The organism is Streptomyces sp. NPDC017940 (assembly GCF_044328435.1).
Lineage (GTDB): Bacteria > Actinomycetota > Actinomycetes > Streptomycetales > Streptomycetaceae > Streptomyces.
Genome location: NZ_JBIRHJ010000003.1, coordinates 356965 through 381347, shown reverse-complemented (window position 1 = coordinate 381347; position 24383 = coordinate 356965). Strand labels below are relative to the sequence as shown.

17 protein-coding genes are annotated in these 24383 nt (G+C 70.1%); 16 read left to right on the top strand and 1 reads right to left on the bottom strand.

Translation table 11 applies throughout. The annotated features are described in order from the left end of the window. Positions 1-564 precede the first annotated feature (564 nt). The 12 genes from ACH4DX_RS11815 (at position 565) to ACH4DX_RS11760 (ending at position 17356) form a co-directional block, all read left to right on the top strand. Positions 565-2973, top strand: a complete 2409-nt coding sequence (locus ACH4DX_RS11815; RefSeq protein ID WP_398154956.1) for an ABC transporter family substrate-binding protein — start codon at positions 565-567, stop codon at positions 2971-2973. A 313-nt stretch (positions 2974-3286) separates the two neighbouring features. Then, positions 3287-5194, top strand: a complete 1908-nt coding sequence (gene typA, locus ACH4DX_RS11810) for a translational GTPase TypA (RefSeq protein WP_398120254.1) — start codon at positions 3287-3289, stop codon at positions 5192-5194. A gap of 526 nt (positions 5195-5720) precedes the next feature. Beyond that, the gene (locus ACH4DX_RS11805; RefSeq protein WP_398120256.1) at positions 5721-7343 is read left to right on the top strand and encodes an ABC transporter substrate-binding protein; all 1623 of its coding nucleotides are present in this window, start codon (positions 5721-5723) and stop codon (positions 7341-7343) included. Between the two features lie 88 nt (positions 7344-7431). Then, positions 7432-8361 carry an ABC transporter permease gene (locus tag ACH4DX_RS11800; protein ID WP_398120258.1) on the top strand — a complete coding sequence of 310 codons (930 nt, stop codon included), beginning with the start codon at positions 7432-7434 and terminating at the stop codon, positions 8359-8361. Further along, positions 8354-9310: an ABC transporter permease gene (locus ACH4DX_RS11795; protein ID WP_398120260.1), complete on the top strand. Its 957-nt coding sequence runs from the start codon at positions 8354-8356 to the stop codon at positions 9308-9310. The genes ACH4DX_RS11800 and ACH4DX_RS11795 overlap by 8 nt, the downstream gene beginning before the upstream one ends. Before the next feature lie 11 nt (positions 9311-9321). Then, positions 9322-10380: an ABC transporter ATP-binding protein gene (locus ACH4DX_RS11790; RefSeq protein ID WP_398120262.1), complete on the top strand. Its 1059-nt coding sequence runs from the start codon at positions 9322-9324 to the stop codon at positions 10378-10380. Next, the gene (locus tag ACH4DX_RS11785; protein ID WP_398120264.1) at positions 10373-11521 is read left to right on the top strand and encodes an ABC transporter ATP-binding protein; all 1149 of its coding nucleotides are present in this window, start codon (positions 10373-10375) and stop codon (positions 11519-11521) included. Before ACH4DX_RS11790 ends, ACH4DX_RS11785 begins: the two co-directional genes overlap by 8 nt. Before the next feature lie 184 nt (positions 11522-11705). Next, entirely contained in the window at positions 11706-13328 is a 1623-nt protein-coding gene (locus ACH4DX_RS11780; protein ID WP_398154955.1) for an ABC transporter substrate-binding protein, read from the top strand. A gap of 40 nt (positions 13329-13368) precedes the next feature. Next, on the top strand, positions 13369-14292 hold the full coding sequence (locus tag ACH4DX_RS11775; protein ID WP_398120268.1) for an ABC transporter permease: 924 nt from the start codon (positions 13369-13371) through the stop codon (positions 14290-14292). Then, complete coding sequence (locus ACH4DX_RS11770) at positions 14285-15292, top strand: ABC transporter permease (RefSeq protein ID WP_398154954.1); 1008 nt, start codon at positions 14285-14287, stop codon at positions 15290-15292. The genes ACH4DX_RS11775 and ACH4DX_RS11770 overlap by 8 nt, the downstream gene beginning before the upstream one ends. A gap of 5 nt (positions 15293-15297) precedes the next feature. Beyond that, positions 15298-16341, top strand: a complete 1044-nt coding sequence (locus ACH4DX_RS11765; protein ID WP_398154953.1) for an ABC transporter ATP-binding protein — start codon at positions 15298-15300, stop codon at positions 16339-16341. Beyond that, the gene (locus ACH4DX_RS11760; protein ID WP_398154952.1) at positions 16334-17356 is read left to right on the top strand and encodes an ABC transporter ATP-binding protein; all 1023 of its coding nucleotides are present in this window, start codon (positions 16334-16336) and stop codon (positions 17354-17356) included. The genes ACH4DX_RS11765 and ACH4DX_RS11760 overlap by 8 nt, the downstream gene beginning before the upstream one ends. 281 nt (positions 17357-17637) lie before the next feature. Here the strand turns inward: ACH4DX_RS11760 and ACH4DX_RS11755 are convergent, their stop codons facing one another. Then, the gene (locus ACH4DX_RS11755) at positions 17638-19815 is read right to left on the bottom strand and encodes a prolyl oligopeptidase family serine peptidase (protein ID WP_398154951.1); all 2178 of its coding nucleotides are present in this window, start codon (positions 19813-19815) and stop codon (positions 17638-17640) included. Between the two features lie 211 nt (positions 19816-20026). Here ACH4DX_RS11755 and ACH4DX_RS11750 point away from each other — a divergent pair, with 211 nt between their 5' ends. From ACH4DX_RS11750 to ACH4DX_RS11735, 4 genes are all read left to right on the top strand, one after another. After that, complete coding sequence (locus ACH4DX_RS11750; protein ID WP_030562584.1) at positions 20027-20221, top strand: hypothetical protein; 195 nt, start codon at positions 20027-20029, stop codon at positions 20219-20221. Between the two features lie 107 nt (positions 20222-20328). After that, positions 20329-21273, top strand: coding sequence for an N-acetyl-1-D-myo-inositol-2-amino-2-deoxy-alpha-D-glucopyranoside deacetylase (gene mshB / locus ACH4DX_RS11745; protein WP_398154950.1), 945 nt, complete (start codon positions 20329-20331; stop codon positions 21271-21273). Between the two features lie 167 nt (positions 21274-21440). Next, positions 21441-21881, top strand: coding sequence for a DUF6113 family protein (locus tag ACH4DX_RS11740; RefSeq protein WP_398155256.1), 441 nt, complete (start codon positions 21441-21443; stop codon positions 21879-21881). A gap of 140 nt (positions 21882-22021) precedes the next feature. Further along, a complete protein-coding gene (locus tag ACH4DX_RS11735; RefSeq protein ID WP_398154949.1) occupies positions 22022-24256 on the top strand; it encodes a hypothetical protein in 2235 nt (744 codons plus the stop codon). Positions 24257-24383 lie beyond the last annotated feature (127 nt).

Here is a 24383-nt window from a genome sequence, read left to right as displayed (position 1 = left end):
GAGCCGGTCCGGCGATTGAGGACGAGCGCGTAGCGCGATGTGCGGTGCGGGGCGTTCCGGTGACGGAGGGCGAGCGTGCCGGTGATTTGGAGCCGGTCCGGCGATTGAGGACGAGCGCGCAGCGCGATCTACGGCACGGGACGCTCCGGCCACCTCACGGGCGTACGCCACCCCGGGGCGCCCACCGGGAAGACCCCCGCCCCGAGACCCCGCCCGAAGGGCACCCCACCCCCGGGGGAAGCCCAGCCAGGAGAGCCACCCCGCCCCGGGGAGTTGCGCCGCACGGGTGGCTTCCAAGCCCCCGCCGCCGTGTCGCCCCCACCTCCGCCACCCCGTCCCCTTCAGTGGAGGCATTAGATGTGATCAACTCCATATTTGCTTGCAATACCGCCAAACACGCACAAGGCGCACCAATGCAGGGCGCCCCGCACAGGGCGCACCCGAACGAGGCGCACCCGTACGAGGCGCACCAGCGCAACGTCAGTAGATCCGGCCGCCACACCCCCGCCCCTCATCCGTCCCGGCAGGGCGATGCGCGCCCGGGCAACCCCGGAGGTACCCGTCATGCCCCACGACCGCGCCAGGCCGCGACCGGTCCGCCCGGCGGCCACGGCCCGCTCCGCCGTGTTCCTCGCCGCCGGAGTCCTCGCGCTGCCCGCCCTCACCGGGTGCGGCGCGGACGACGAGCCGAGCACCCCGACGGCCGGGCAGGACATCGCCCCCGCGACCCGGGACCTGATCGCCGACGGCGCCACCATGAAGTGGGCCGTGGACGCGCTCCCCGAGACCTTCAACGCCTTCCAGTCGGACGCCGACGCCACCACCACCCGCGTCGCGGGCGCCGTACTCCCGGCGATGTACCGCATCGACGCCCAGGGCAGGGCCCAGCGCAACCCCGACTTCCTGGAGTCCGCGGAGGTCGTCGAGCGCGAGCCCCGCCAGGTCGTGCTCTACAAGCTGAACCAGCAGGCGGTCTGGGGCAACGGCCGCGAGATCGGCGCCGACGACTTCGCCGCCCAGTGGCGCGCCCTGTCCGGCAGGGACAGCGCGTACTGGACGGCCCGCAACGCGGGCTACGACCGCATCGGCAAGATCGAGCGCGGCGCCAACAACCTGGAGGTGCGCGTCACCTTCGACAAGCCCTACGCGGACTGGCGGTCCCTGTTCTCGCCGCTCTACCCGAAGGAGGTCATGGGCACCCCCGACTCCTTCAACGACGGCGCGCGCACCAAGCTCAAGGTCACCGCGGGCCCCTTCGCCCTGAAGGGCGTCAACCGCTCCGCGGGCCGGATCACCCTCCAGCGCAACCCGCGCTGGTGGGGCCGCCCCGCCAAGCTCGACAAGCTGATCCTGCGCTCCGTACCGCGCAGCCAGCGCGCCGCGGCCCTCGCCGAGGGCCGCGTCGACCTCGCCGACATCGACGCGGGCGAGGCGAACCGCATCGCCCTCGCCGCCCGTGACAACAAGGACACCCGGGGCGCGCTCGCGCACGGACCCGGCGCGCAGCTCACGCCCGCGGGGGCCCTGCGCTCCTGGGCGGTCGCGCACGGCTCCGACGAGGAGGCCGCGGACACCGAGCAGCGCGCCCGCAAGAAGACCCGCAAGGCCGTCGCCCGCTACGCCGAGCAGCAGAAGGGCCTGCGCGGCTTCGTGGTCCGCAAGTCGCTCGAACCCGCCTACACCCAGCTCGCCCTCAACGGCTCCGAAGGCCCCCTCGCCGACGACCGCGTACGCCGCGCCGTCGCCCGGGCCCTGGACCGCGACGAACTCGCGGAAACGGTGCTGAAGCCCCTCGGCCTGCCCGCCGAGCCCGTCGGCAGCCACCTCGCGCTCGCCGGGCAGGACGCGTACGCCGACAACAGCGGTGCCCTCGGCGACCAGGACGCCGCCGAGGCCCGCGCCCTCCTCGCCGACGCCGGGTGGACCCCCGGCGCCGTACCGGAGCAGAAGGAGAAGGGCACCGCGAAGGAGCAGGCGGGCCAGGGCGAGAAGAAGAAGACAGCGGGAGGCGAGTCCGACTCCGACTCCGACTCCGAGTCCGGCTCTGGCTCCGAGTCCGGCTCCAGCTCCGACTCCGGCTCCGAGTCGCGGGGCGAGGGGCGTTCGGGCTCCGGCTCCGACGACGGCACGTACATCGTCGGCGAAGATGATGACAAGCCGGGCGGCACCGCCACCTCCGTGCTGTCTCCCGCCCGTGCCGCCGCCTACCAGGAGTCCGTCCTGCTCCGTCAGGCCGAGGCCCTCGGCGCACGGCGCGAAGCCGACAAGGAGCAGAAGAAGGAACCGGGCGAGAAGTCCAAGGCCAAGGCTGAGGCGAAGGGCGAGAAGCACGCCAAGGGCGGGGCCCCGGGTGCCTACGCCCCCAAGGGCACCGCCGCCCCCGGGCCCGCTGTCGCCCAGGGCCCCCTGGCGAAGGACGGCAAGCCGCTGACCCTCCGCTTCGTGCTCCCGTCCGGCCCGGGCTCGGAGCCGCTGCGCGGTGTCGCGGACCGCATCTCACGGATGTTGCAGCGCATCGGGGTCCGTACGGAGATCGCCAAGGTCGCCGACGAGAGCTACTTCAAGGACCACATCGCGTCCGGCCAGTACGACCTGGCGCTCTACTCCTGGCCCGCCTCCGCCTTCCCCGCCACCGACGCCCGCCCGATCTTCGCCAAGCCCGTCCCCGCGGCGGACGGCTCCTTGAACGTCGAGCAGAACTACACCCGCGTCGGCACCGACCATATCGATCAACTGTTCGATCAGGCTCTCGGTGAGCTGGACGAGAACGAGAGCCGTTCCCTGGTGAAGAAGGCCGACGCCCGGATCTGGGCGGCGGCGGGCTCCATCCCTCTTTACCAGCGCCCCCAGCTGGTGGCCGCCCGCCCCCAGTTGGCCAACGCGGGCGCCTTCGGCTTCGAGACCCCCGTCTACCAGGACATCGGCTTCCTGAGGGCAGGAGCGAAGGCACCGGCGAGCCCGTCCGACGGCTGAGAAGGGAAGCCCGCCAAAAGCCTGCCCGGCGACTGGGAACGAGCACCCCGACAAAAGCCTGCCCGGCGACTGAGAACGAGCAGCCGCTAAAAGCCCGTCCGGCGTTTGAGGACGAGCAGGCCGCAGGCCGCGAAGAACGCCCCCCGGGCCACCCCGGACCCCCTCGCCGGAGACACCGCAGAACACCCCGCAGTGCGCCCCCGGCGAGGACCCGTAGGATGGGGTAAGGCCGTGGCACGTCTGCCCGGCAGTGCACGCGTACGAAATGGACGTACGCGTCGCCTCCAAGCCTCCCGGGAGAAGCGCACCTCGCATGCCCACGCGCCACGACATTCGTAACGTAGCCATCGTCGCCCACGTCGACCACGGCAAGACGACCATCGTCGACGCCATGCTCAAGCAGGCGGGCGCCTTCGCCGCGCACGCCGCCGAGTCCCTCGACGACCGCATGATGGACAGCAACGACCTGGAGCGTGAGAAGGGCATCACGATCCTGGCCAAGAACACGGCCGTCAAGTACCACCCGAAGGATGGCGGCGACGTCATCACCATCAACATCATCGACACCCCCGGCCACGCCGACTTCGGCGGTGAGGTCGAGCGCGGACTCTCGATGGTGGACGCGGTCGTCCTCCTCGTGGACGCCTCCGAGGGGCCGCTGCCGCAGACCCGCTTCGTGCTGCGCAAGGCCCTTCAGCAGCGGCTGCCCGTCATCCTGTGCATCAACAAGACGGACCGCCCCGACTCGCGCATCGACGAGGTCGTCAACGAGACCTACGACCTGTTCCTCGACCTGGACGCCGACGAGGACCAGATCGAGTTCCCGATCGTCTACGCCTGCGGCCGTGACGGCGTGGCCTCGCTGACCAAGCCGGAGGACGGCACCGTCCCGGCCGACAGCACCAACCTGGAGCCGTTCTTCACCACGCTCCTCGAGCACGTCCCCGCGCCCGAGTACGACGAGAGCGCGCCCCTCCAGGCCCACGTCACCAACCTGGACGCCGACAACTTCCTCGGCCGCATCGCGCTGCTCCGCGTCGAGCAGGGCGAGCTGCGCAAGGGCCAGACCGTCGCCTGGATCAAGCGGGACGGCTCGATCTCCAACGTCCGCATCACCGAGCTGATGATGACCGAGGCGCTCACCCGCAAGCCCGCCGAGAAGGCGGGCCCGGGCGACATCTGCGCGGTCGCCGGCATCCCCGACATCATGATCGGCGAGACGCTCGCGGACCCGGAGAACCCGATCGCGCTGCCGCTGATCACGGTCGACGAGCCCGCGATCTCCATGACCATCGGTACGAACACCTCGCCGCTGGTCGGCCGCGGCGGCACCGGCAAGGGCGCGGACGCCAAGGCCGCCGTCAAGGACCGCAAGGTCACCGCCCGCCAGGTCAAGGACCGCCTGGACCGCGAGCTGATCGGTAACGTCAGCCTCCGTGTCCTGGACACCGGACGCCCGGACGCCTGGGAGGTGCAGGGCCGCGGTGAGCTGGCGCTCGCCATCCTGGTCGAGCAGATGCGCCGCGAGGGCTTCGAGCTGACCATCGGCAAGCCCCAGGTGGTCACCCAGGAGATCGACGGCAAGACGCACGAGCCGGTCGAGCGCATGACCATCGACGTGCCCGAGGAGCACATGGGCGCCGTCACGCAGCTCATGGGCGTCCGCAAGGGCCGCATGGACAACATGTCCAACCACGGCTCCGGCTGGGTGCGCATGGAGTTCGTCGTCCCGTCCCGCGGCCTCATCGGCTTCCGTACGGAGTTCCTGACGAACACCCGCGGCACGGGCATCGCGCACTCCATCCACGAGGGTCACGAGCCGTGGTTCGGCACCCTCCAGACGCGGAACAACGGCTCCCTGGTCGCCGACCGCTCGGGTTCGGTCACGCCGTTCGCGATGATCAACCTCCAGGAGCGCGGTGTGCTGTTCACCGAGCCCGGCACCGAGGTGTACGAGGGCATGATCGTCGGTGAGAACTCGCGCGCCGACGACATGGACGTGAACATCACCAAGGAGAAGAAGCTCACCAACATGCGTGCGGCTTCCGCGGACAACACCGAGAACGTGGTGCCCCCGCGCAAGCTCTCCCTGGAGCAGTCCCTGGAGTTCTGCCGCGACGACGAGTGCGTCGAGGTGACCCCGGAGGCCGTCCGCATCCGCAAGGTCGTCCTGGACCAGAAGGAGCGCGGCCGCGCCGCGTCGCGCGCCAAGCACAACTAGCCCGCGGCGGCCCCGAGGGCCCTCAGCGACGCCCCTGCGGCTCCTGAGGGCCCTCGCGGGCCTCCTGAGGTCCCTGAGGCCGGATTCCCGCACTCTCCGGAGTGCGGGAATCCGGCCTCTCGCGTGTGCGCCGCCCGCTACCGTGAGTGTCGGCCCACAGGCACCGGGAGACGTCAACGCCCTCGCGGCAACCGGTTTTCCCTGCCGATCTGTCCGGTATACGGACTCAACTGACCGTTAGATGTGTAACACGTCCGTTTCGCAACCATCTATCTAGGATCGGTTTGTCCGGATTTTGGAAGTTGTACGTGCCAGGTGTGATTGAACCGAGACCAAAAGGGTGTGGTCGGGCCGTACCGCATGGCTAATAGTTGACCGCGTATAGCTCGGGTCAATGGGTCACGCGCTGTGGGGAGCGCCGACTCACGAGCACACTGGGGTACTCGATCTCTGCCGTCAGGGGTGTCGGCACGATCTCTCGTACCCCCTCTTGTAGTGAACAAGTGGACTCATGAGGAGGAACCCCATGCGTGGTGCCAAGAGCGCCAAGTGGGTCGCCATAGCCGGCGTTGTGGCGCTGACCGCTACTGCCTGTGGCGGCGGCGACGACGATAAGGGCAGCGGCAAGGTCGACCCGAAGGGGATCGTCAGCTACGCCAACGGTGAGCCGCAGAACCTGTTGCAGCCGTCCAACACCATGGAGGCGTACGGCAGCGTCGTCATCGACGCCCTCTTCACGGGGCTTGTCCACTACGACAAGCAGGGCAACATCACCTATGAGAACGCCGAGTCGGTCACGCCCGACAAGGCGAACAAGGTGTGGACCGTCAAGCTGAAGCCGGGCTGGAAGTTCCACGACGACACGCCCGTCAACGCCAAGTCCTACGTGGACGCCTGGAACTGGGCGGCGGACCCGGCGAACGGCCAGCAGAACAGTGCCTGGTACCGCGACATCGTCGGCTACGACGACGTCCACCCGGCCAAGGGCAAGGCCAAGAAGAAGGCCATGTCCGGTCTGAAGGTCGTCGATGAGAACACCTTCACCATCACGCTGAAGAACGGCATCCCGTACTACCAGTACAAGCTGGTCTACAAGCCCTTCTTCCCGCTGCCCGCGGCCGCCCTGAAGGACCCGAAGAAGTACGGCGAGGCCCCGGTCGGCAACGGTCCCTACAAGTTCGCCAAGTGGGACCGCAAGAAGCTGATCTCGGTGCGCACCTGGCCCGCCTACAAGGGCGAGGACAAGCCGAAGAACGGCGGCATCGACTTCAAGGCGTACACCAAGGACACCGCGGCCTACGCCGACCTGAAGTCGGACAACGTCGACACGATGCCGATCGTGCCGAACAGCGAGCTCGCCAACTTCAAGAACGACTTCGGTGACCGCGCGATCGTCTCCGACTACTCGGCGCTGAACACGGTCAACTTCGCCTTCTACACGCCGCAGTGGAAGAAGACCGACATCAAGGTCCTCCAGGGCCTGTCGATGGCGATCGACCGCGACACCATCGCCAAGACGGTGTTCTACGGCACCCGTGAGTCCGCGACCGGCTGGGTCGCCAAGGGCGTCAAGGGCTACCAGGACGACGCCTGCGGCAAGTTCTGCAAGTTCGACCCGAAGGGCGCCAAGGACCTGATCAAGGCCGGCGGCGGTGTCCCGGGCAACAAGATCCAGATCCAGTACAACGCCGACCAGCCGCACAAGGACTGGGTCGTCGCGGTCTGCAACTCCATCACCAAGGCGACCGGTGTCAAGTGCACCGGCGACGCGGTGACGGACTTCGCGGCCGACACGGAGATCCGGGACCAGAAGAAGGTCAAGTCGATGTACCGCTCCGGCTGGGTGCTCGACTACCCGTTCAACGGCAACTTCCTCGCCGACCTCTACGGCACGGGCGTCGACGGCAACAAGGGCGGCTTCTCGGACAAGAAGTTCGACAAGCTGACCGCTGAGGCCGACAAGGCGAAGACGATCGACGAGTCCGCCGAGCTGTACCAGAAGGCCGAAAAGGAGCTGGTCAACAGCTTCCCGGGCATCCCGCTCTGGTACAACAAGACGCTCTCCGCCTACTCGAACAACGTGAAGAAGATCGAGTTCGACCAGGCGGGCGACCCGATCCTGTCCGACGTCGAGGTCTTCGAGAAGTAGCAGTCGCCGGAGTTCCGTACCGCGAAGCGACGCCCGGCGATCCCGGGCGTCGCTTCCGGACGGCTCCGCAATGGACGGAGGCACCACTATGGGGCGTTACGTCGCGAGGCGACTGCTCCAGATGATCCCGGTCTTCATCGGGACAACCCTGCTGATCTTCCTGATGGTGAACGCCCTCCCCGGTGACCCGGTCAAGGCGCTGTGGGGAGACAAGCCGCCGGACCCGGCACAGGTCGCGCAGATCAAGCACGACCGGGGTCTGGACCTGCCCCTGTGGGAGCAGTACCTGCACTACATGAAGGGGCTGTTCCAGGGCGACTTCGGCAAGACCATCGCCGGTAACCGGCCCATCCTGGACGAGATCACACAGGCGTTCCCCGTCTCGATGCGACTCGCCGCGATGGCCTGGGGATTCGAGCTGGTCGTCGGCATCACCCTCGGTGTGATCGCCGGTGTGCGGCGCGGCCGGATCATCGACACCACCGTGACGTTCTTCACGCTCCTCGTGATCTCCGTCCCGATCTTCGTGTTCGGCCTCGGCTTCCAGCTGATCTTCGGCAACGAACTCGGCTGGGTGAAACCGACCGTGCAGGACTCGGAGAACTTCCAGCAGCTGATGCTGCCGGCCCTCGTGCTCGGCCTCGTCGGCCTCGCCTATGTGGCCCGGCTGACCCGTACCTCCATCAAGGAGAACCGGTCCGCGGACTACATCCGCACGGCCGTCGCCAAGGGCCTGCCGAGACGCCGCATCATCTCCCGGCACCTGCTGCGCAACTCCCTGATCCCTGTGGTCACCTACCTCGGTACGGACATCGGCGCCCTGATGGGCGGCGCGGTCATCACCGAGGGCATCTTCAACGTGACGGGCGTGGGCAACCTGCTGTACACGGGAATCGCTCGGCGCGAAGGCGCGATCATCGTGGGCATCGTGACCGTCCTCGTCATCGTGTACCTCCTCGCCAGCCTGCTCGTCGACCTGCTCTACGCGGTCCTGGACCCGAGGATCCGTTATGCCTGACCTGATGAAGACCCCGGCCACGGAAGAGCCGGAGGCGGTGGTCGCCGCGCCGAGCGGCAAGGCGGCCGAAGCCGGCGAGGTGGGCGGTGCCCGCAGCCTCTGGGGCGACGCCTGGCGGGACCTGCGCCGCAGGCCGCTGTTCGTCGTCTCCGGCCTGCTGATCCTCCTGGTGCTCCTGGTGTCGGCCTTCCCCGGCGTGTTCACGAGCACGGACCCGGGCAGCGGCGACCTGACGAAGAACTTCCTCGGTTCGCCGAACCTGACCCACTTCTTCCAGGACGACTGGTTCGGGTACGACCGGCAGGGCCGCAGCATCTACGCCCGCGTGGTCTTCGGCGCCCGGAACTCCGTGATGGTCGGCCTCGGTGTGACGCTGCTCGTCACCGTCTTCGGCGGTCTGGTCGGCATGCTGGCGGGCTACTTCGGTGGCTTCTGGGACAGCCTGCTCTCCCGGATCACCGACGTGTTCTTCGGCATCCCGTTCCTGCTCGGCGCGATGGTCGTCCTGAACGCCTTCACCGACCGCGACGTGTGGGTGATCACCGGTGCGCTCGCGTTCCTCGGCTGGACGCAGATCGCACGCGTCATGCGTGGCGCGGTGATCACGACCAAGCACGCGGACTACGTGATGGCGGCCAAGGCCCTCGGCGCCGGCACCAAGCGGATCCTCTTCCGCCACGTGCTGCCGAACGCCATCGCCCCGGTCATCGTCGTCGCGACCATCGCCCTCGGCACGTACATCGTCGCGGAGTCGACGCTGTCGTACCTGGGCCTCGGCTTCGGCAGTGACGCCGTGTCCTGGGGTGCCGACATCTCCGACGCGACGCAGGACATCCGGAACAACCCGCACACGCTGATCTTTCCCGCCGGAATGCTCAGCATCACCGTGCTGGCGTTCATCATGCTCGGCGACGCGGTACGCGAAGCCCTCGACCCGAAGCTGCGCTGAGGGAGGCGTACGTGACGATCACAGAGAAGACCGCGGACGCCCCCGCCCCCCGCTCGGGCGAGGAGAAGAGCGGCCGGCTGCTCGACGTGAAGGACCTGCACGTCGAGTTCCACACCCGCGACGGTGTGGTCAAGGCCGTCAACGGCGTCAACTACAGCGTGGACGCGGGCGAGACGCTCGCCGTGCTCGGCGAGTCCGGCTCGGGCAAGTCCGTGACCGCGCAGGCCATCATGGGCATCCTCGACATGCCGCCCGGAAGGATCCCGCAGGGCGAGATCGTCTTCCGGGGCCAGGACATGCTGAAGATGTCCAACGAGGAGCGCAGGAAGATCCGCGGCCGCAAGATCGCGATGATCTTCCAGGACGCGCTCTCGTCCCTGAACCCGGTGCTCTCCGTCGGCTACCAGCTCGGCGAGATGTTCCGGGTGCACGAGGGCCTGTCCCGCAAGGAGGCCAAGGCCAAGGCCGTCGAGCTGATGGACCGGGTGAAGATCCCGGCCGCCAAGGAGCGGGTGAACGACTACCCGCACCAGTTCTCCGGCGGTATGCGCCAGCGCATCATGATCGCGATGGCGCTCGCCCTGGAGCCTGACCTGATCATCGCCGACGAGCCGACCACGGCCCTCGACGTGACGGTCCAGGCCCAGGTCATGGACCTGCTCGCGGAGCTCCAGCGCGAGTACAACATGGGCCTGATCCTCATCACCCACGACCTCGGTGTGGTCGCGGACGTGGCCGACAAGATCGCGGTCATGTACGCGGGCCGGATCGTGGAGACGGCCCCGGTGCACGAGCTGTACAAGCGGCCCGCGCACCCGTACACGCGCGGTCTGCTCGACTCGATCCCGCGCCTGGACCAGAAGGGCTCCGAGCTCTACGCGATCAAGGGCCTGCCGCCCAACCTGCTCAAGATCCCCGGTGGCTGCGCGTTCAACCCGCGCTGCCCGAAGGCGCAGGACATCTGCCGCACCGAGGTGCCGCCGCTGGTCCCGGTCACGGAGCGGGACGGCACGGACCTCGCGGGCCGCGGCAGCGCGTGCCACTTCTGGAAGGAGACGATCCATGGCTGAGGTCCCGAGGAACGACGAGCCGACGGACGTCACGCCGAACGTCTCCGAGGTGGAAACGGTCGACGCGGAGACGCCCGAGGAGGCGGTGGCCGCCATCGAGGCCCCCGCCGAGCGCGGTGAGCCGATCCTCCAGGTGCGCAACCTGGTGAAGCACTTCCCGCTCACGCAGGGCGTCATCGTCAAGCGCCAGATCGGTGCGGTGAAGGCGGTCGACGGGATCTCCTTCGACCTCTACCAGGGCGAGACGCTCGGCATCGTGGGCGAGTCGGGCTGCGGCAAGTCGACGGTGGCCAAGCTGCTCATGACCCTGGAGCAGGCGACGGCCGGCGAGGTCTTCTACAAGGGCCAGGACATCACCAAGCTGTCCGGGCGCGCGCTGAAGGCGGTCCGCCGGAACATCCAGATGGTGTTCCAGGACCCCTACACCTCGCTGAACCCGCGCATGACGGTCGGCGACATCATCGGGGAGCCGTTCGAGATCCACCCCGAGGTGGCCCCGAAGGGCGACCGGCGGCGCAAGGTCCAGGAACTCCTGGACGTCGTCGGCCTCAACCCCGAGTACATCAACCGCTACCCGCACCAGTTCTCGGGCGGCCAGCGCCAGCGCATCGGCATCGCGCGCGGCCTCGCGCTCAACCCCGAGATCATCATCTGCGACGAGCCGGTCTCGGCCCTGGACGTGTCCGTCCAGGCCCAGGTCATCAACCTGATGGAGAAGCTCCAGGACGAGTTCAACCTGTCCTACCTCTTCATCGCGCACGACCTGTCGATCGTCCGGCACATCTCGGACCGCGTGGGCGTGATGTACCTCGGCAAGATGGCGGAGATCGGCTCCGACGAGCAGATCTACGACCACCCGACGCACCCGTACACACAGGCGCTGCTCTCCGCGGTGCCGGTGCCGGACCCGGAGGCGCGCGAGGGCCGCGAGCGCATCATCCTCACCGGTGACGTGCCCTCGCCCGCCAACCCGCCGTCGGGCTGCCGCTTCCGCACCCGCTGCTGGAAGGCGCAGGACAAGTGCGCGGAGGAGGTCCCGCTGCTCGCGATACCGGAGCGCTTCGTGGGCCGGGACACCCCCGCCGCCCACGAGTCGGCGTGCCACTTCGCGGAGGAGAAGGACGTCGTGCACGCGGCCTGACGCGCGCACGGACTCGACGCAGGACGGAGTGGCCCTCCGGAAATCCCAGGATTTCCGGAGGGCCACTCTTTTGCGTTGCTCATACGGGTCTGCGTTGCCCATACGGGTGGGGCAAATGTGCGGTTGGAGCGTTCTGACGCGATATTTGGCGATACGTGTCAGGGATCACTCCAAGGAGGCAGCCATGCGTGGAGCCACGCAGGCCAGGTGGGCCGCATGTGCGGTGGCCGTCGTGCTCACGGCGACGGCCTGTGGGGGCGGGGGCAGCGGCGGCGACGGCTCCGGGATCGTGGGGTCCTCCTGGGGTGATCCGCAGAACCCCCTGGAACCCGCGAACACGAACGAGGTGCAGGGCGGCAAGGTCCTCGACATGATCGTGCGCGGCCTCAAGCGGTACGACCCGAAGACGGGCGAGGCCAAGGACATGATCGCCGAGTCCATCAAGACCGAGGACGCGCGGAACTTCACCGTCAGGATCAAGGACGGATGGAAGTTCAGCAACGGTGAGAAGGTCACCGCCAAGTCGTTCGTCGACGCCTGGAACTACGGCGCGCACCTGAGGAACAACCAGAAGAACTCCTACTTCTTCGGGTACATCGAGGGGTACGACAAGGTCCACCCGGAGAAGGGCGACGCCACCGCCGACACCCTGTCCGGGCTGAGGGCCGTGGACGAGCGGACCTTCACGGTCAAGCTCACGCAGAAGTTCTCCACCTGGCCCGACACCCTCGGCTATCCGGCCTTCGCCCCGCTGCCCAGGGCCTTCTTCGACAACCACGACGCCTGGCTCGCCAAGCCGGTCGGCAACGGCCCGTACACCGTGAAGTCGTACCAGAAGGGCTCCAAGATGGAGCTCAGGAAGTGGGACGGCTACAGCGGGGACGACAAGGCGGAGAACGGCGGCGTGGACCTCAAGGTCTACACCGACAACAACACCGCCTACAACGACCTCATGGCGGGCAATCTCGACCTCGTCGACGACGTGCCCGCCTCCCAGCTCAAGAACGTCAAGAGCGATCTGGGGGAGCGCTACATCAACACCCCCGCCGGCATCATCCAGACGCTGGCCTTCCCCTTCTACGACAGCAAGTGGAACAAGGCGGGCATGGACAAGGTCCGCCGCGGCCTGTCCATGGCGATCAACCGCGAGCAGATCACCGACACGATCTTCCAGAAGACCCGCACCCCCGCCAAGGACTGGACCTCGCCCGTGCTCGGCGACGACGGCGGCTACAGCGACAGCGTGTGCGGCGACGCCTGCACCTACGACGCCGCACGGGCCAAGAAGCTGGTCGAGGACGGCGGCGGCATCCCGGGCGGCACCCTGAGGGTCTCGTACAACTCCGACACCGGCTCGCACAAGGAGTGGGTGGACGCCGTCTGCAACTCCATCAACAGGGCCCTCGGCAACGACAAGGCCTGCGTCGGCAACCCCATCGGCACGTTCGCCGACTACCGCAGCAAGGCGTCCCAGCAGAAGCTCGACGGCGCCTGGCGGGCGGGCTGGCAGATGGACTACCCGCTGATCCAGAACTTCCTCGCACCCGTGTACTACACCGACGCGCCCTCCAACGACGGCAAGTACTCCAGCGAGGAGTTCGACAAGCTCGTCGACCGGGCCAACGCCGAGAGCGACGCCGCCAAGGCCGTCACCACCTTCCGGGACGCCGAGAAGGTGCTCGCCAAGGACATGGCCGCGATCCCGCTCTGGTACCAGAACGGCAGCGCGGGCTACTCCGACCGCGTCTCCGACGTCGCGCTGAACCAGTTCAGCGTGCCCGTCTACGGAAAGATCAAGGTCAACTGACCCCGGCCACCGGCCACCCAGCTACTCACCGGAGCGAGCCATGGGTCGTTATGTGATCCGGCGTCTGTTGCAGATGATCCCGGTGTTCATCGGCGCCACGCTGCTGATCTTCCTGATGGTCAATGTGATGGGCGACCCCGTCGCGGGCCTGTGCGGGGACCGCAGGTGCGACCCCGCGACGGCCGCCCGGCTGAAGAAGGAGTTCGGCCTCGACAAGCCCGTGTGGCAGCAGTACGCGACCTACATGGGCAACGTGTTCACCGGCGACTTCGGCACCGCGTTCAACGGGCAGAAGGTCACCGAGCTGATGTCCACGGCGTTCCCCGTGACCGTCCGCCTCACCCTCGTCGCCATCGTCTTCGAGATCGTCATCGGCATCACCCTCGGCGTGCTCACCGGGCTGCGGCGCGGCAGGCCGGTCGACACGGTGGTGCTGGTCCTGACCCTCGTGGTCATCTCCGTGCCGACCTTCGTGACCGGACTGCTCCTCCAGCTGCTCCTCGGCGTGGAGTGGGGGGTCATCAAGCCGTCGGTGTCCCCGGAGGCCACCGTCGACGAACTGATCGTGCCGGGGCTTGTGCTCGCCTCGGTCTCGCTCGCCTACGTCACCCGGCTCACGCGGACCTCCATCGCGGAGAACCGGCGCGCCGACTACGTACGCACCGCCGTGGCCAAGGGACTGCCGAGACGGCGTGTCATCACCCGGCACCTGCTGCGGAACTCACTCATCCCGGTGGTCACGTTCATCGGTACGGACGTCGGCGCGCTGATGGGCGGCGCCATCGTCACCGAGCGGATCTTCAACATCCACGGCGTCGGCTTCCAGCTCTACCAGGGGATCCTGCGGCAGAGCACCCAGACCGTGGTCGGGTTCGTGACGGTGCTCGTCCTGGTCTTCCTGGTGGCGAACCTGATCGTCGATCTGCTGTACGCCGTACTCGACCCGAGGATCCGCTATGCCTGAACCCCACGAGCCCGCCGAGGGGGCCGTCGCAGGCACCGGCATGGGCGGCGCGATGGAACTCGCGGCGAGCGAGGCGACGACGCTGGCGTCGGGCGAGGCCGGGGCCGGACCCGGCGGCGGGCCCGGTGGCGGGAGCGGCGGCGGGCCCGCCGCCCCCGCCCGCAGCCTGTGGTCCGACGCCTGGCGCGACCTGCGCCGCAACCCGGTGTTCCTCGTCTCCGGCCTGATCATCCTGTTTCTGGTCCTCATCTCGCTGTGGCCCTCGGCGATCGCCTCCGGCGACCCCCTCGACTGCGACCTCGCCAACGCCCAGAAGGGCTCGTCACCCGGCCACCCCTTCGGCTACAACGGCCAGGGCTGCGACGTCTACACCAGGACGGTGTACGGCGCCCGCACCTCCGTCACCGTCGGCGTCTGCGCCACCCTCGGCGTCGCGGTCCTCGGCAGCGTCCTCGGCGGGCTCGCCGGGTTCTTCGGCGGGGTGTGGGACGCGATCCTCTCCCGCATCACCGACATCTTCTTCGCCATCCCCGTCGTCCTCGGCGGCCTCGTGCTGCTCTCCGTGGTCACCAGCGACACCGTCTGGCCGGTGATCGGCTTCATGGTGCTCCTCGGCTGGCCGCAGATCTCCCGCATCGCCCGCGGCTCCGTCATCACCGCCAAACAACACGACTACGTCCAGGCGGCCCGCGCCCTCGGCGCCTCCAACTCGCGGATGCTCCTGCGCCACATCGCGCCCAACGCCGTCGCCCCGGTCATCGTCGTCGCCACCATCGCGCTCGGTACGTACATCGCCCTGGAAGCGACCCTGTCGTACCTGGGTGTCGGCCTGAAGCCGCCCACGGTGAGCTGGGGCATCGACATCTCCGCCGCGTCCCAGTACATCCGCAACGCGCCGCACATGCTGCTCTGGCCCGCGGGCGCCCTCGCGGTCACCGTGCTCGCGTTCATCATGCTCGGCGACGCGGTCCGCGACGCCCTCGACCCCAAGCTGAGGTAGGCGCCATGGCCACACCCGCGTCCAGGGCATCCGCGGCGACCGCGCCGCCCCCCGCGTCCACGCTGCTCGACGTGCGCGGCCTGCGCGTGGAGTTCCGGACCCGCGACGGGGTCGCCGACGCCGTCAACGGCGTCGACTACGCGGTGGCGGCGGGGGAGACCCTCGCCGTGCTCGGCGAGTCCGGCTCCGGCAAGTCCGTCACCGCCCAGGCCGTCATGGGCATCCTCGACGTCCCACCGGGACGTATCACCGCCGGCGAGATCCTCTTCCGGGGCCAGGACCTCCTGAAGCTCAGGGAGGAGGAGCGGCGCAGGATCCGCGGCGCGGACATGGCCATGATCTTCCAGGACGCGCTCAGCTCCCTGAACCCCGTGCTCAGCGTCGGCGACCAGCTCGGCGAGATGTTCGTCGTGCACCGCGGCATGTCCCGCAAGGACGCCCGCGCCAAGGCCGTCGAACTGATGGACCGCGTCCGCATCCCCGCCGCCAAGGAGCGCGTCACCCAGTACCCGCACCAGTTCAGCGGCGGCATGCGCCAGCGCATCATGATCGCCATGGCGATGGCGCTCGAACCGTCCCTGATCATCGCCGACGAGCCGACCACGGCCCTGGACGTCACGGTCCAGGCCCAGGTCATGGACCTGCTCGCGGAACTCCAGCGCGAGCTGAACATGGGCCTCGTCCTGATCACCCACGACCTGGGGGTGGTCGCCGACGTCGCCGACCGGATCGCCGTGATGTACGCGGGCCGGATCGTGGAGAGCGCACCGGTGCACGAGATCTACCGGGCCCCCGCCCACCCGTACACCAAGGGCCTCCTGGAATCCATCCCGCGCCTGGACCAGAAGGGCCAGGACCTCTTCGCCATCAAGGGCCTGCCGCCCAACCTCATGGACATCCCGCCCGGCTGCGCCTTCCACCCGCGCTGCCCGCTGGCCAAGGACGTGTGCCGGGTCGAGGACCCGCCCCTGTTCCACGTCACGTACGAGGGACTCACGGCGGAGCGCCGCAGCGCCTGCCACTTCTGGAAGGAGACCCTCCGTGGCTGAGCCCGTCCTGGAGGTGCGGGGGCTCGTGAAGCACTATCCGCTCACGCAGGGAATCGTGATCAAACGGCAGATCGGCGCGGTCAAGGCCGTCGACGGCGTGGACTTCGCGCTCGGGCGCGGCGAGACGCTCGGCATCGTCGGCGAGTCCGGCTGCGGGAAGTCCACGGTCGCCAAGATGCTCGTCAACCTGGAACGGCCGACCGCCGGGCAGATCCACTACCGGGGCGAGGACATCACCAAGCTGTCCGGGCGCGCGCTGCGGGCGGTGCGCCGCAACATCCAGATGGTGTTCCAGGACCCCTACACCTCGCTGAACCCGCGCATGACGGTCGGCGACATCATCGGGGAGCCGTACGAGATCCACCCCGAGGTGGCGCCGAAGGGTTCGCGGCGGGCGCGGGTGCGGGAGCTCCTCGACGTGGTGGGCCTGAACCCCGAGTACATCAACCGCTACCCCCACCAGTTCTCCGGCGGGCAGCGGCAGCGCATCGGCATCGCGCGGGGGCTCGCGCTGCGGCCCGAGGTCATCGTCGCCGACGAGCCCGTCTCCGCGCTCGACGTGTCCGTGCAGGCGCAGGTCGTGAACCTCCTGGAGAAGCTCCAGAGCGAGTTCGACCTCTCGTACGTGTTCATCGCCCACGACCTGTCGATCGTGCGGCACATCTCCGACCGGGTCGGCGTCATGTACCTCGGGCGGATCGTCGAGACCGGCACCGACGCGGAGATCTACGAGCATCCGACGCACCCCTACACGCAGGCGCTGCTGTCGGCCGTGCCCGTGCCGGATCCGCTGGCGCGGGAGCACCGGGAACGGATCATCCTGAGCGGGGATGTGCCCTCGCCCGCCAATCCGCCCTCCGGGTGCCGGTTTCGCACCCGGTGCTGGAAGGCTCGGGAGCGGTGTGCCCTCGAGGTGCCGCTGCTTGCCGTTCCGGCGGAGTTCCGGGGGGTGGAGGGGCCTGCGGCGCATGATTCCGCGTGCCATTTCGCGGAGGAGAGGCACGTGGTGCCGTAGGCCCGCGCGGGGCGCCCCAGTCCCGCCCCTTCTCCGAAACTGGGGCTCCGCCCCAGACCCCGTTGTCGGCGCTCCGCGCCTCGTCCTCAATCGCCGGACGGGCTCAAAAACTCTCGCCGCTGAGGCAACGTCGTTTGGTGCGGCGAAGTATTCAGCCCGCCCCGGCGAAGTATCCAGCCCGTCCGGCGTTTGAGGACGAGGCGCGGAGCGCCGATAAAGCGGGGGTCCAGGGGGCGCAGCGCCCCTGGTTACGGTGAAGGGGCGGGGTTGGGGAGCCCCCGCTAGGGCAAGCCCAACGACCGCTTCAGGAAGTCGACCTGGAGGAGGAGCAGGTTCTCGGCGACCTGTTCCTGGGGGGTCATGTGGGTGACCCCGGAGAGGGGGAGGACCTCGTGCGGGCGGCCGGCGGCGAGGAGGGCGGAGGACAGTCGCAGGGCGTGCGCGACGACCACGTTGTCGTCGGCGAGGCCGTGGACGATCATCATGGGCCGATGCGGCTCCCCGGGATCGACGAGCCCGTCGTCGCAGACGAGCGAACTGTTCCGGTAGGCGTCGGGGGAGGTGCGCGGATCGCCCAGGTAGCGCTCCTGGTAGTGGGTGTCGTAGAGACGGAGATCGGTGACGGGAGCGCCGACCACCGCGGCGTGGAAGACGTCGGGCCGCCGCAGCACGGCCATGGCGGAGAGATACCCGCCGAAGGACCAGCCGCGCATCGCCACCCGGCCGAGGTCGAGCGGGAACCGCTCGGCGAGCGCGTGCAGCGCCTCCACCTGGTCGTCGAGCGTGCGCGTGAGGTCACCCGCGACCGCCTTCTCCCAGGCGGGCGAGCGCCCCGGCGTACCGCGCCCGTCGGCCACGACGACGGCGAAGCCCTGGTCGGCGAACCACTGCGACGTGAGATGGACGTTGTGGGCACGCAGCACGCGCTGGCCGTGCGGACCGCCGTACGGATCCATGAGTACGGGAAGCGGTCCCGACACCTGCGGGTCGTACCCCGTGGGGAGCAGCACGGCGCACGGAATCCGCCGTGCGCCCCCTTCGGTGAGTGTCACGCGCGGGGTGAGCCCCGGCCGCTGGGCGTGTGAGGCGACGGTCGCCACCTGCTTGCCGTCGCGCAGCACGGACACACGGGCGCCCGGCTCGTCGAGAGTGGCCGAAACCAGCACGGTGACGTCACCCGAGCGCACCGCCGAGTGCACCCCGGGCTCCTGGGAGACGCGTTCCACGCCCAGCTCGTTGACCCGGTAGACGTGCACCTCGCCGAGTTCGGGATCGGCGGCGCCCGCACCCGCGGACGCCGAGATCAGCGCGGAGTCCTCGGTCACGTCGAGGACCGCGCGCAGGTGCAGCTGCGGTCCCGTCAGGGGCCGGTCGCCCCAGGCGAGGACCCGCGCGCCGCCCTCGTCCGCGATCCGGACGAGGCGTCCGCTCGGCGACCAGCAGGGCACACCGGGATGGAGTTCCAGCCAGTCGTCGTCCTCGTCGGCGTGCACCATCCGCGTCGAGCCGTTCTCCGGGTCCACCGCCAGGTACAGCGCGCTGCGCTGGTCCCTCGCCTGCACCAGGAGCAGGGGAGCGCCGCTCGAGGACCAGTGCACCCGCGCCAGATACGGATATCTGGCCCGGTCCCACACGACCTCCGTGCGCACCCCGTCCAGGCCCACCACGAACAGCCGCACGTCCGCGTTGGCGGTGCCCGCGGCCGGGTAGGCGACCGGTGTCGGCTCCCGGTCCGGATGCGCCGGATCCGCGATCCACCAGCGCTGTACGGGGGCGTCGTCGACCCGCGCGACCAGGAGGCGGTCGGACTCGGGCGACCACCAGAAACCCCGGGTGCGGTGCATCTCCTCGGCCGCGATGAACTCCGCGAGGCCGTAGGTCACCGTGTCCGCCTCCACCGCGTCCGGTGCCGCGAGCGCCCGGTCGTCGCCGCCGTCGGCGGCCACGACGCGCAGGGCGCCCCGGGACACGTACGCGATGTGGCGGCCGTCCGGAGAGGGGCGCGGATCTATCACGGGGGCGGGCGCGGGCAGTTCGCGCGCCGTGCCCGCACGCAGCTCCGCGGCGAACAGCTTGCCGGAAAGAGCGAAGGCCGCCAGCTCGACGGCCGCGTCGGTGGCGTAGCCGACGATGCCCGAGCCGCCCTCGCGGGTGCGCTCGCGCCGCGCCCGCTCCGCCGCCGAGAGCCGCTCGACGGCACCGCCGAGAAGCGTCCGCGGGTCGGCGGCCACACGTTCGACCGCGCCCCCGTCCGTGAGGTCGAGGACCCACAGCACCCCGGTCCTGTCGGCGCCGGACGCGGAGCGTACGAAAACGACTCGGGAGCCGTCGGGGGCCGCGGTGAAGGCGCGGGGCGCGCCCAGGGAGAAGCGCTGTGTCCTCGCGTGCTGACGCGGGAAGGAAAGCCGCTGCGCGGGGCCTTCGGGGTGCCCGTCGGTTCCGGGGGTCTCGGTGGTCATTCCCCGAGCCTATGGCTCATGCGCCCCTTGTGCTGCGGTGCTCCGACTCATGTGGCCCGACACATAGTTATGATCCGTAGCACTTGGTGGGTATGACCTTGCAGGCACGGCGAGTTGGGTCCCGTCGGCCGGACGCAGGGGGCGGCCCCGGGGCGACTCGGGGGCAGTTGGTCGGAACGTTGTCGGGTCATGGGAATGGGAGGTGAACCGCGTGGCAGTCTCGGTATCGGTGGTGCTGCTGCTGGCGATCATCGTGGTCATGATGGTGCGGAAACAGGGGCTCAAGACGATCCACGCGATCGTGTGCGCGCTGCTCGGTTTCTATCTCGCCAGTTCGTCGCTCGCGCCGACCATCGACGAACTGTCGACGAACCTCGCGGGGGTCATCGAGGACATCAACTTCTGACGGCACCGAGGAGCCGCCGGGGAGCGGCAGGGGAGAAGACGGGGGCGCGGGTGGTACGGGGGCGTCGGCCCGGCGGGAGACGCGCGCCGGGCTCGTAGGCTGTTCCCATGACGGAACAGCCCGCCCGGCGCCTGCTGCTCGTGCACGCGCACCCCGACGACGAGTCGATCAACAATGGCGCGACCATGGCCAGGTACGCGGCCGAGGGCGCCCGAGTCACGGTGGTGACCTGCACGCTCGGCGAGGAGGGCGAGGTCGTCCCGCCCGCCCTCGCGCACCTGGCCGCCGACCGCGAGGACGCGCTCGGCCCGCACCGCGTCGGTGAGCTCGGCGCCGCCATGCGGGAGCTCGGCGTCGCCGACCACCGCTTCCTCGGCGGTCCCGGCCGCTACCGCGACTCCGGGATGATGGGCACCGAGCAGAACCGCAGGAGCGGGGCCTTCTGGTCCGCCGACATCGACGAGGCGGCCGCGCACCTCGTCGCGGTGCTCCGCGAGGTGCGCCCGCAGGTCCTGGTCACCTATGACCCGGACGGCGGCTACGGCCACCCCGACCACATCCAGGCCCACCGGGTCGCCATGCGCGCCGTGGACCTCGCGGCCGATCCGGGGTTCGGCGCCGATCTCGGCGAGGCGCACGCCGTCGCCAAGGTCTACTGGAACCGCGCGCCGCGCTCGGCGGTCGAGGCGGCCTTCCTGCGTCTCGCGGACGCGCTGGCGGACTCGCCGTTCACGGCCGCCGCCGCGGTGGGCGACGTACCGGGTCTGACCGACGACGCGCGCGTCACGACGGAGATCGACGGGCGGGCGTACGGCGCGGCCAAGGCGGCGGCGATGCGGGCCCACGCGACCCAGATCGAGGTCCACGAGCCGCTGTTCGCGCTGTCCAACGGCCTGGCACAGCCGATCTTCGACGTGGAGTACTACGAACTGGTGAGAGGCGAGGCGGGCACGGTGGACGGTGGGCGCGAGAGGGATCTGTTCGCGGGTCTGGACGTAGGGCCGGGCGCCGGGCTCGACATGGCGGGCGTCGAGACGGAGGGCGCGAAGTGAGCGCGCGGTCCAGGGCGTCGGCGCAGTCGAAGGGATCTTCTCGGCCAAACCGAGCCACGTCCGGGGGAACGCCCGCCGCAGCATCCGGTAAGACCGGAAAGATTGAAAAGTCCGGTAAGCACCAGAAGGCTGAGAGGTCCGAAAAGGTGGTGAAGTCCGGCAGAGCGGTGGGTGGTACGGCTGCGCCCGCCGGTGGTACCCGTACGCCCGCGGGCGCGGGAAGCTTCCTCGCGCAGCCCCTCAACGCCGCCCGCCTCGCGGCCTACGCGGGCCTGTTCGTGCTCGGCGCGGTCGTCGGGGTGGCGGGGGCGCTCATCCAACAGGCCTGGACGCCCGGCGGGTTGCTGCTCGCGCTCGCCGGTTCCGCCGGGGCCTTCTACGGCGGCTCGCGGGCCACCGGCACCCGCGGGGGAGCCGTGGCGCCCGCCGCGGGCTGGCTCGTCGCCGTGATGTTCCTGACCGCGACGCGCCCGGAGGGCGACTTCGTGTTCGGTGCCGGGGTCGGCTCGTACGTCTTCCTGCTGGGCGGTATGGGCGTCGCTGTGATGTGTGCCACCCTCGGGCAGTCACCGCAACCGGGCGCGTCCGACGCCCGACTTGGCAAGTGACGTACCACTTGAACCCGTGTCCCGCACGGGTTTGACGCCGGTCACGGCAAGTCCGTGGGCGGCGGCCAGTATGGTGGTGCGCGCCGCCGAGCCGCCCGAGTGGTCGAGACGGGCGGTGGAGCCAACCAGGAGAACCTGCCTTGAGTCGTGAAACTGACAGTTCGTCCTCCGGTCCCCAGGGGCGCGCGGGAGCCGCGTACCCCTCGGGGACGCCGCCCTACGGCTCGCCCGCACAGGGCGGCACGCCCGAGGGCGGCCCGGACGGCGCCGGCCCCGGTGCCGGCGGCGAGCGGTCCGGCGAACCGAAGACCGAGACCACGCTGACGACCCGTATCCGGATCAACATCCCCGGGTCGCGGCCCATCCCGCCGGTCGTCATGCGCACGCCGGTGGGCGACTCCGACGGCGGGAGAGGCGACAGAGACGCCGACGACCGGCGTGCGGACGGTGCCGGGAACGCGGGTCCGAGCAGCAGCATCGGCGGCGCGGGCACCTCTTACTCCGGTCCTTCGGCCGCGGGCGGCTCCGCCGCGCCGAGGCCCTCGGCACCCGCCGCACCGGACGCCGGTTCCGCCGCGCCGCCGCAGGGTTCGGCCGGGGGCGACGAGGGCGACGAGGCGACCAGCGACTGGTTCGCGCCGCGCAAGGGCGCCGCGCCCAAGGGCGGGGGCGCCCCGTCGTCGGGCAGCGGAAGCGGTGGCACGGGCGCGTACGACGTGTCGGGTGCCGTCGCCGCCGGGCCCCTCGGTACCGGTGGGCCGCACGGCGGGGAACCGCAGCGCGGTGACCTGCCGTACTTCTCCGGCGGCGAGGGCGAGTACGGCTCCTCCGGGCCCGCGGGGCCCACCGGGGGGCCGGTGACCGGTGACGGCCCGATGCCGCCGCCCGGGGCTCAGGGCGGGCCCGGTCCTCAAGGCGGGCCCGGGAACCCGGGAGGACCCGGGGCACCTGGGGGACAGAGCGGCTACCCCGAGGGCTCCGAGGGCTTCGGCGACGGCTCGGGCACCTATCCCGGCGAGGTGGACCCGCTGGGTGGTCCCGGCGGTCCCGGCGGTCCGGGCGGTCCTGGTGGTCCCGGCGTCCCCGGTGGTCCGGGCGGTCCCCACGGTCCGGGCGGCCCGGGCGGCCCCGGTGGCCCCGGCCGCCTGAGCGATGACACCGCCATCCTCACCCCGCAGAGCCCGATGCCCGGCCCCGGCGGCGTGCGCCCGCCCGCGTCCGGCGGTCCCGGGGCGGGTGGCTCCGGCGGCCCCGGCACAAACGTCTCCGGTGACACGCTCACCAGCGGCATCCCGGTCGTACCGCCCGCGCAGAACTCCCCGTTCGCGCCGGGCACGCACCTGGACGAGCCGGGCCCGCACACACCGCCCAAGCTGCCCGAGCCCGTACAGCCGAAGGTGGCTGCCGCCCCCGCGCCCAAGAAGAAGAAAGGCCGCAACAAACTGGTCCTGCTGGCCGGTGTGGCCGTCGTCATCGGCTGCGGGGCCTACGGCGCGGGCCTGTTGATGAACCACGCCGACGTGCCGAAGGGCACCACCGTCCTCGGTGTCGACATCGGCGGCGGCACCCGCGACGAGGCCGTGAAGAAGCTCGACGCGGCCCTCGGCGAGCGCGTGAACAAGCCGCTGAAGCTGACGGTGGGCGGCGACCAGGTCACCCTGAAGCCCGACCAGGCGGGCCTCACCCTGGACAGTCAGGCCACCGTGCGCGCCGCCGCGGGCAGCGACTACAACCCGGTCTCGGTGATCGGTAGCCTCTTCGGCGGCGAGCGCGTCGTCGAGCCCGAGATGCCGGTGGACGAGGAGAAGCTGGCGGCGGCCCTCGAGCGCTCCGCGGGCGGCTCCGGCACGGCCAAGGAGGGCACGGTCAAGTTCGTGCCCGGCAAGGCCGTCCCCGTCTACGGCAAGGCGGGCAAGGGCATCGACGCCGACAAGGCGGCGACGGCGATCGCCGATGCGTACGAGAAGCAGGTCGAGACGGGCAGCGCGGGCACCGTCGCGGTGCCCGTCACGGACCGGAGGCCGACCGTCTCCGACGCCGAGGTCGACGACTTCATGAAGCGCTTCGCCAAGCCCGCGATGTCCGCCAACGTCACCATCAAGGCGGGCGGCGCGGAGATCCCGTTCGGCCCCTCGAGGTCGCTGCCGAAGGTGCTCGGCGTGAAGGTCGTGGGCGGCGGCAAGCTGTCACAGACGTACGACCTCGTCGAGCTCAAGAAGCTGTACGGCAACATCTTCGACGGCGTGCTCGTGCAGCGCGCCAACGGCAAGAAGACCCCCGTGCAGCCGACGGACGTCGCCCAGGCGATGGGCAAGGCGTTGCAGGGCAGGACGCCCGCGGAGCGCGTGGGCGTGATCGAGACGAACCCGGGCTAGGCCCCGGAGCCGAACGCGGAACGGGCGGGGCCCCGCGGGGGGTACCCCCCGGTGCCCGGTCGGCGCCCGGCCCGCGCCGGCCGACCGCGGGGCGGCGGGCGGGAGGGTCCGGTCTCCCCCGCCCGGG

What these genes read in the sequence shown, in the direction of transcription:
- ACH4DX_RS11815 (WP_398154956.1), top strand. Translation starts at nt 565, where the DNA reads ATGCCCCACGACCGCGCCAGGCCGCGACCGGTCCGCCCGGCGGCCACG.
- typA (WP_398120254.1), top strand. Translation starts at nt 3,287, where the DNA reads ATGCCCACGCGCCACGACATTCGTAACGTAGCCATCGTCGCCCACGTC.
- ACH4DX_RS11805 (WP_398120256.1), top strand. Translation starts at nt 5,721, where the DNA reads ATGCGTGGTGCCAAGAGCGCCAAGTGGGTCGCCATAGCCGGCGTTGTG.
- ACH4DX_RS11800 (WP_398120258.1), top strand. Translation starts at nt 7,432, where the DNA reads ATGGGGCGTTACGTCGCGAGGCGACTGCTCCAGATGATCCCGGTCTTC.
- ACH4DX_RS11795 (WP_398120260.1), top strand. Translation starts at nt 8,354, where the DNA reads ATGCCTGACCTGATGAAGACCCCGGCCACGGAAGAGCCGGAGGCGGTG.
- ACH4DX_RS11785 (WP_398120264.1), top strand. Translation starts at nt 10,373, where the DNA reads ATGGCTGAGGTCCCGAGGAACGACGAGCCGACGGACGTCACGCCGAAC.
- ACH4DX_RS11780 (WP_398154955.1), top strand. Translation starts at nt 11,706, where the DNA reads ATGCGTGGAGCCACGCAGGCCAGGTGGGCCGCATGTGCGGTGGCCGTC.
- ACH4DX_RS11775 (WP_398120268.1), top strand. Translation starts at nt 13,369, where the DNA reads ATGGGTCGTTATGTGATCCGGCGTCTGTTGCAGATGATCCCGGTGTTC.
- ACH4DX_RS11770 (WP_398154954.1), top strand. Translation starts at nt 14,285, where the DNA reads ATGCCTGAACCCCACGAGCCCGCCGAGGGGGCCGTCGCAGGCACCGGC.
- ACH4DX_RS11765 (WP_398154953.1), top strand. Translation starts at nt 15,298, where the DNA reads ATGGCCACACCCGCGTCCAGGGCATCCGCGGCGACCGCGCCGCCCCCC.
- ACH4DX_RS11755 (WP_398154951.1), bottom strand. Translation starts at nt 19,815, where the DNA reads ATGACCACCGAGACCCCCGGAACCGACGGGCACCCCGAAGGCCCCGCG.
- mshB (WP_398154950.1), top strand. Translation starts at nt 20,329, where the DNA reads ATGACGGAACAGCCCGCCCGGCGCCTGCTGCTCGTGCACGCGCACCCC.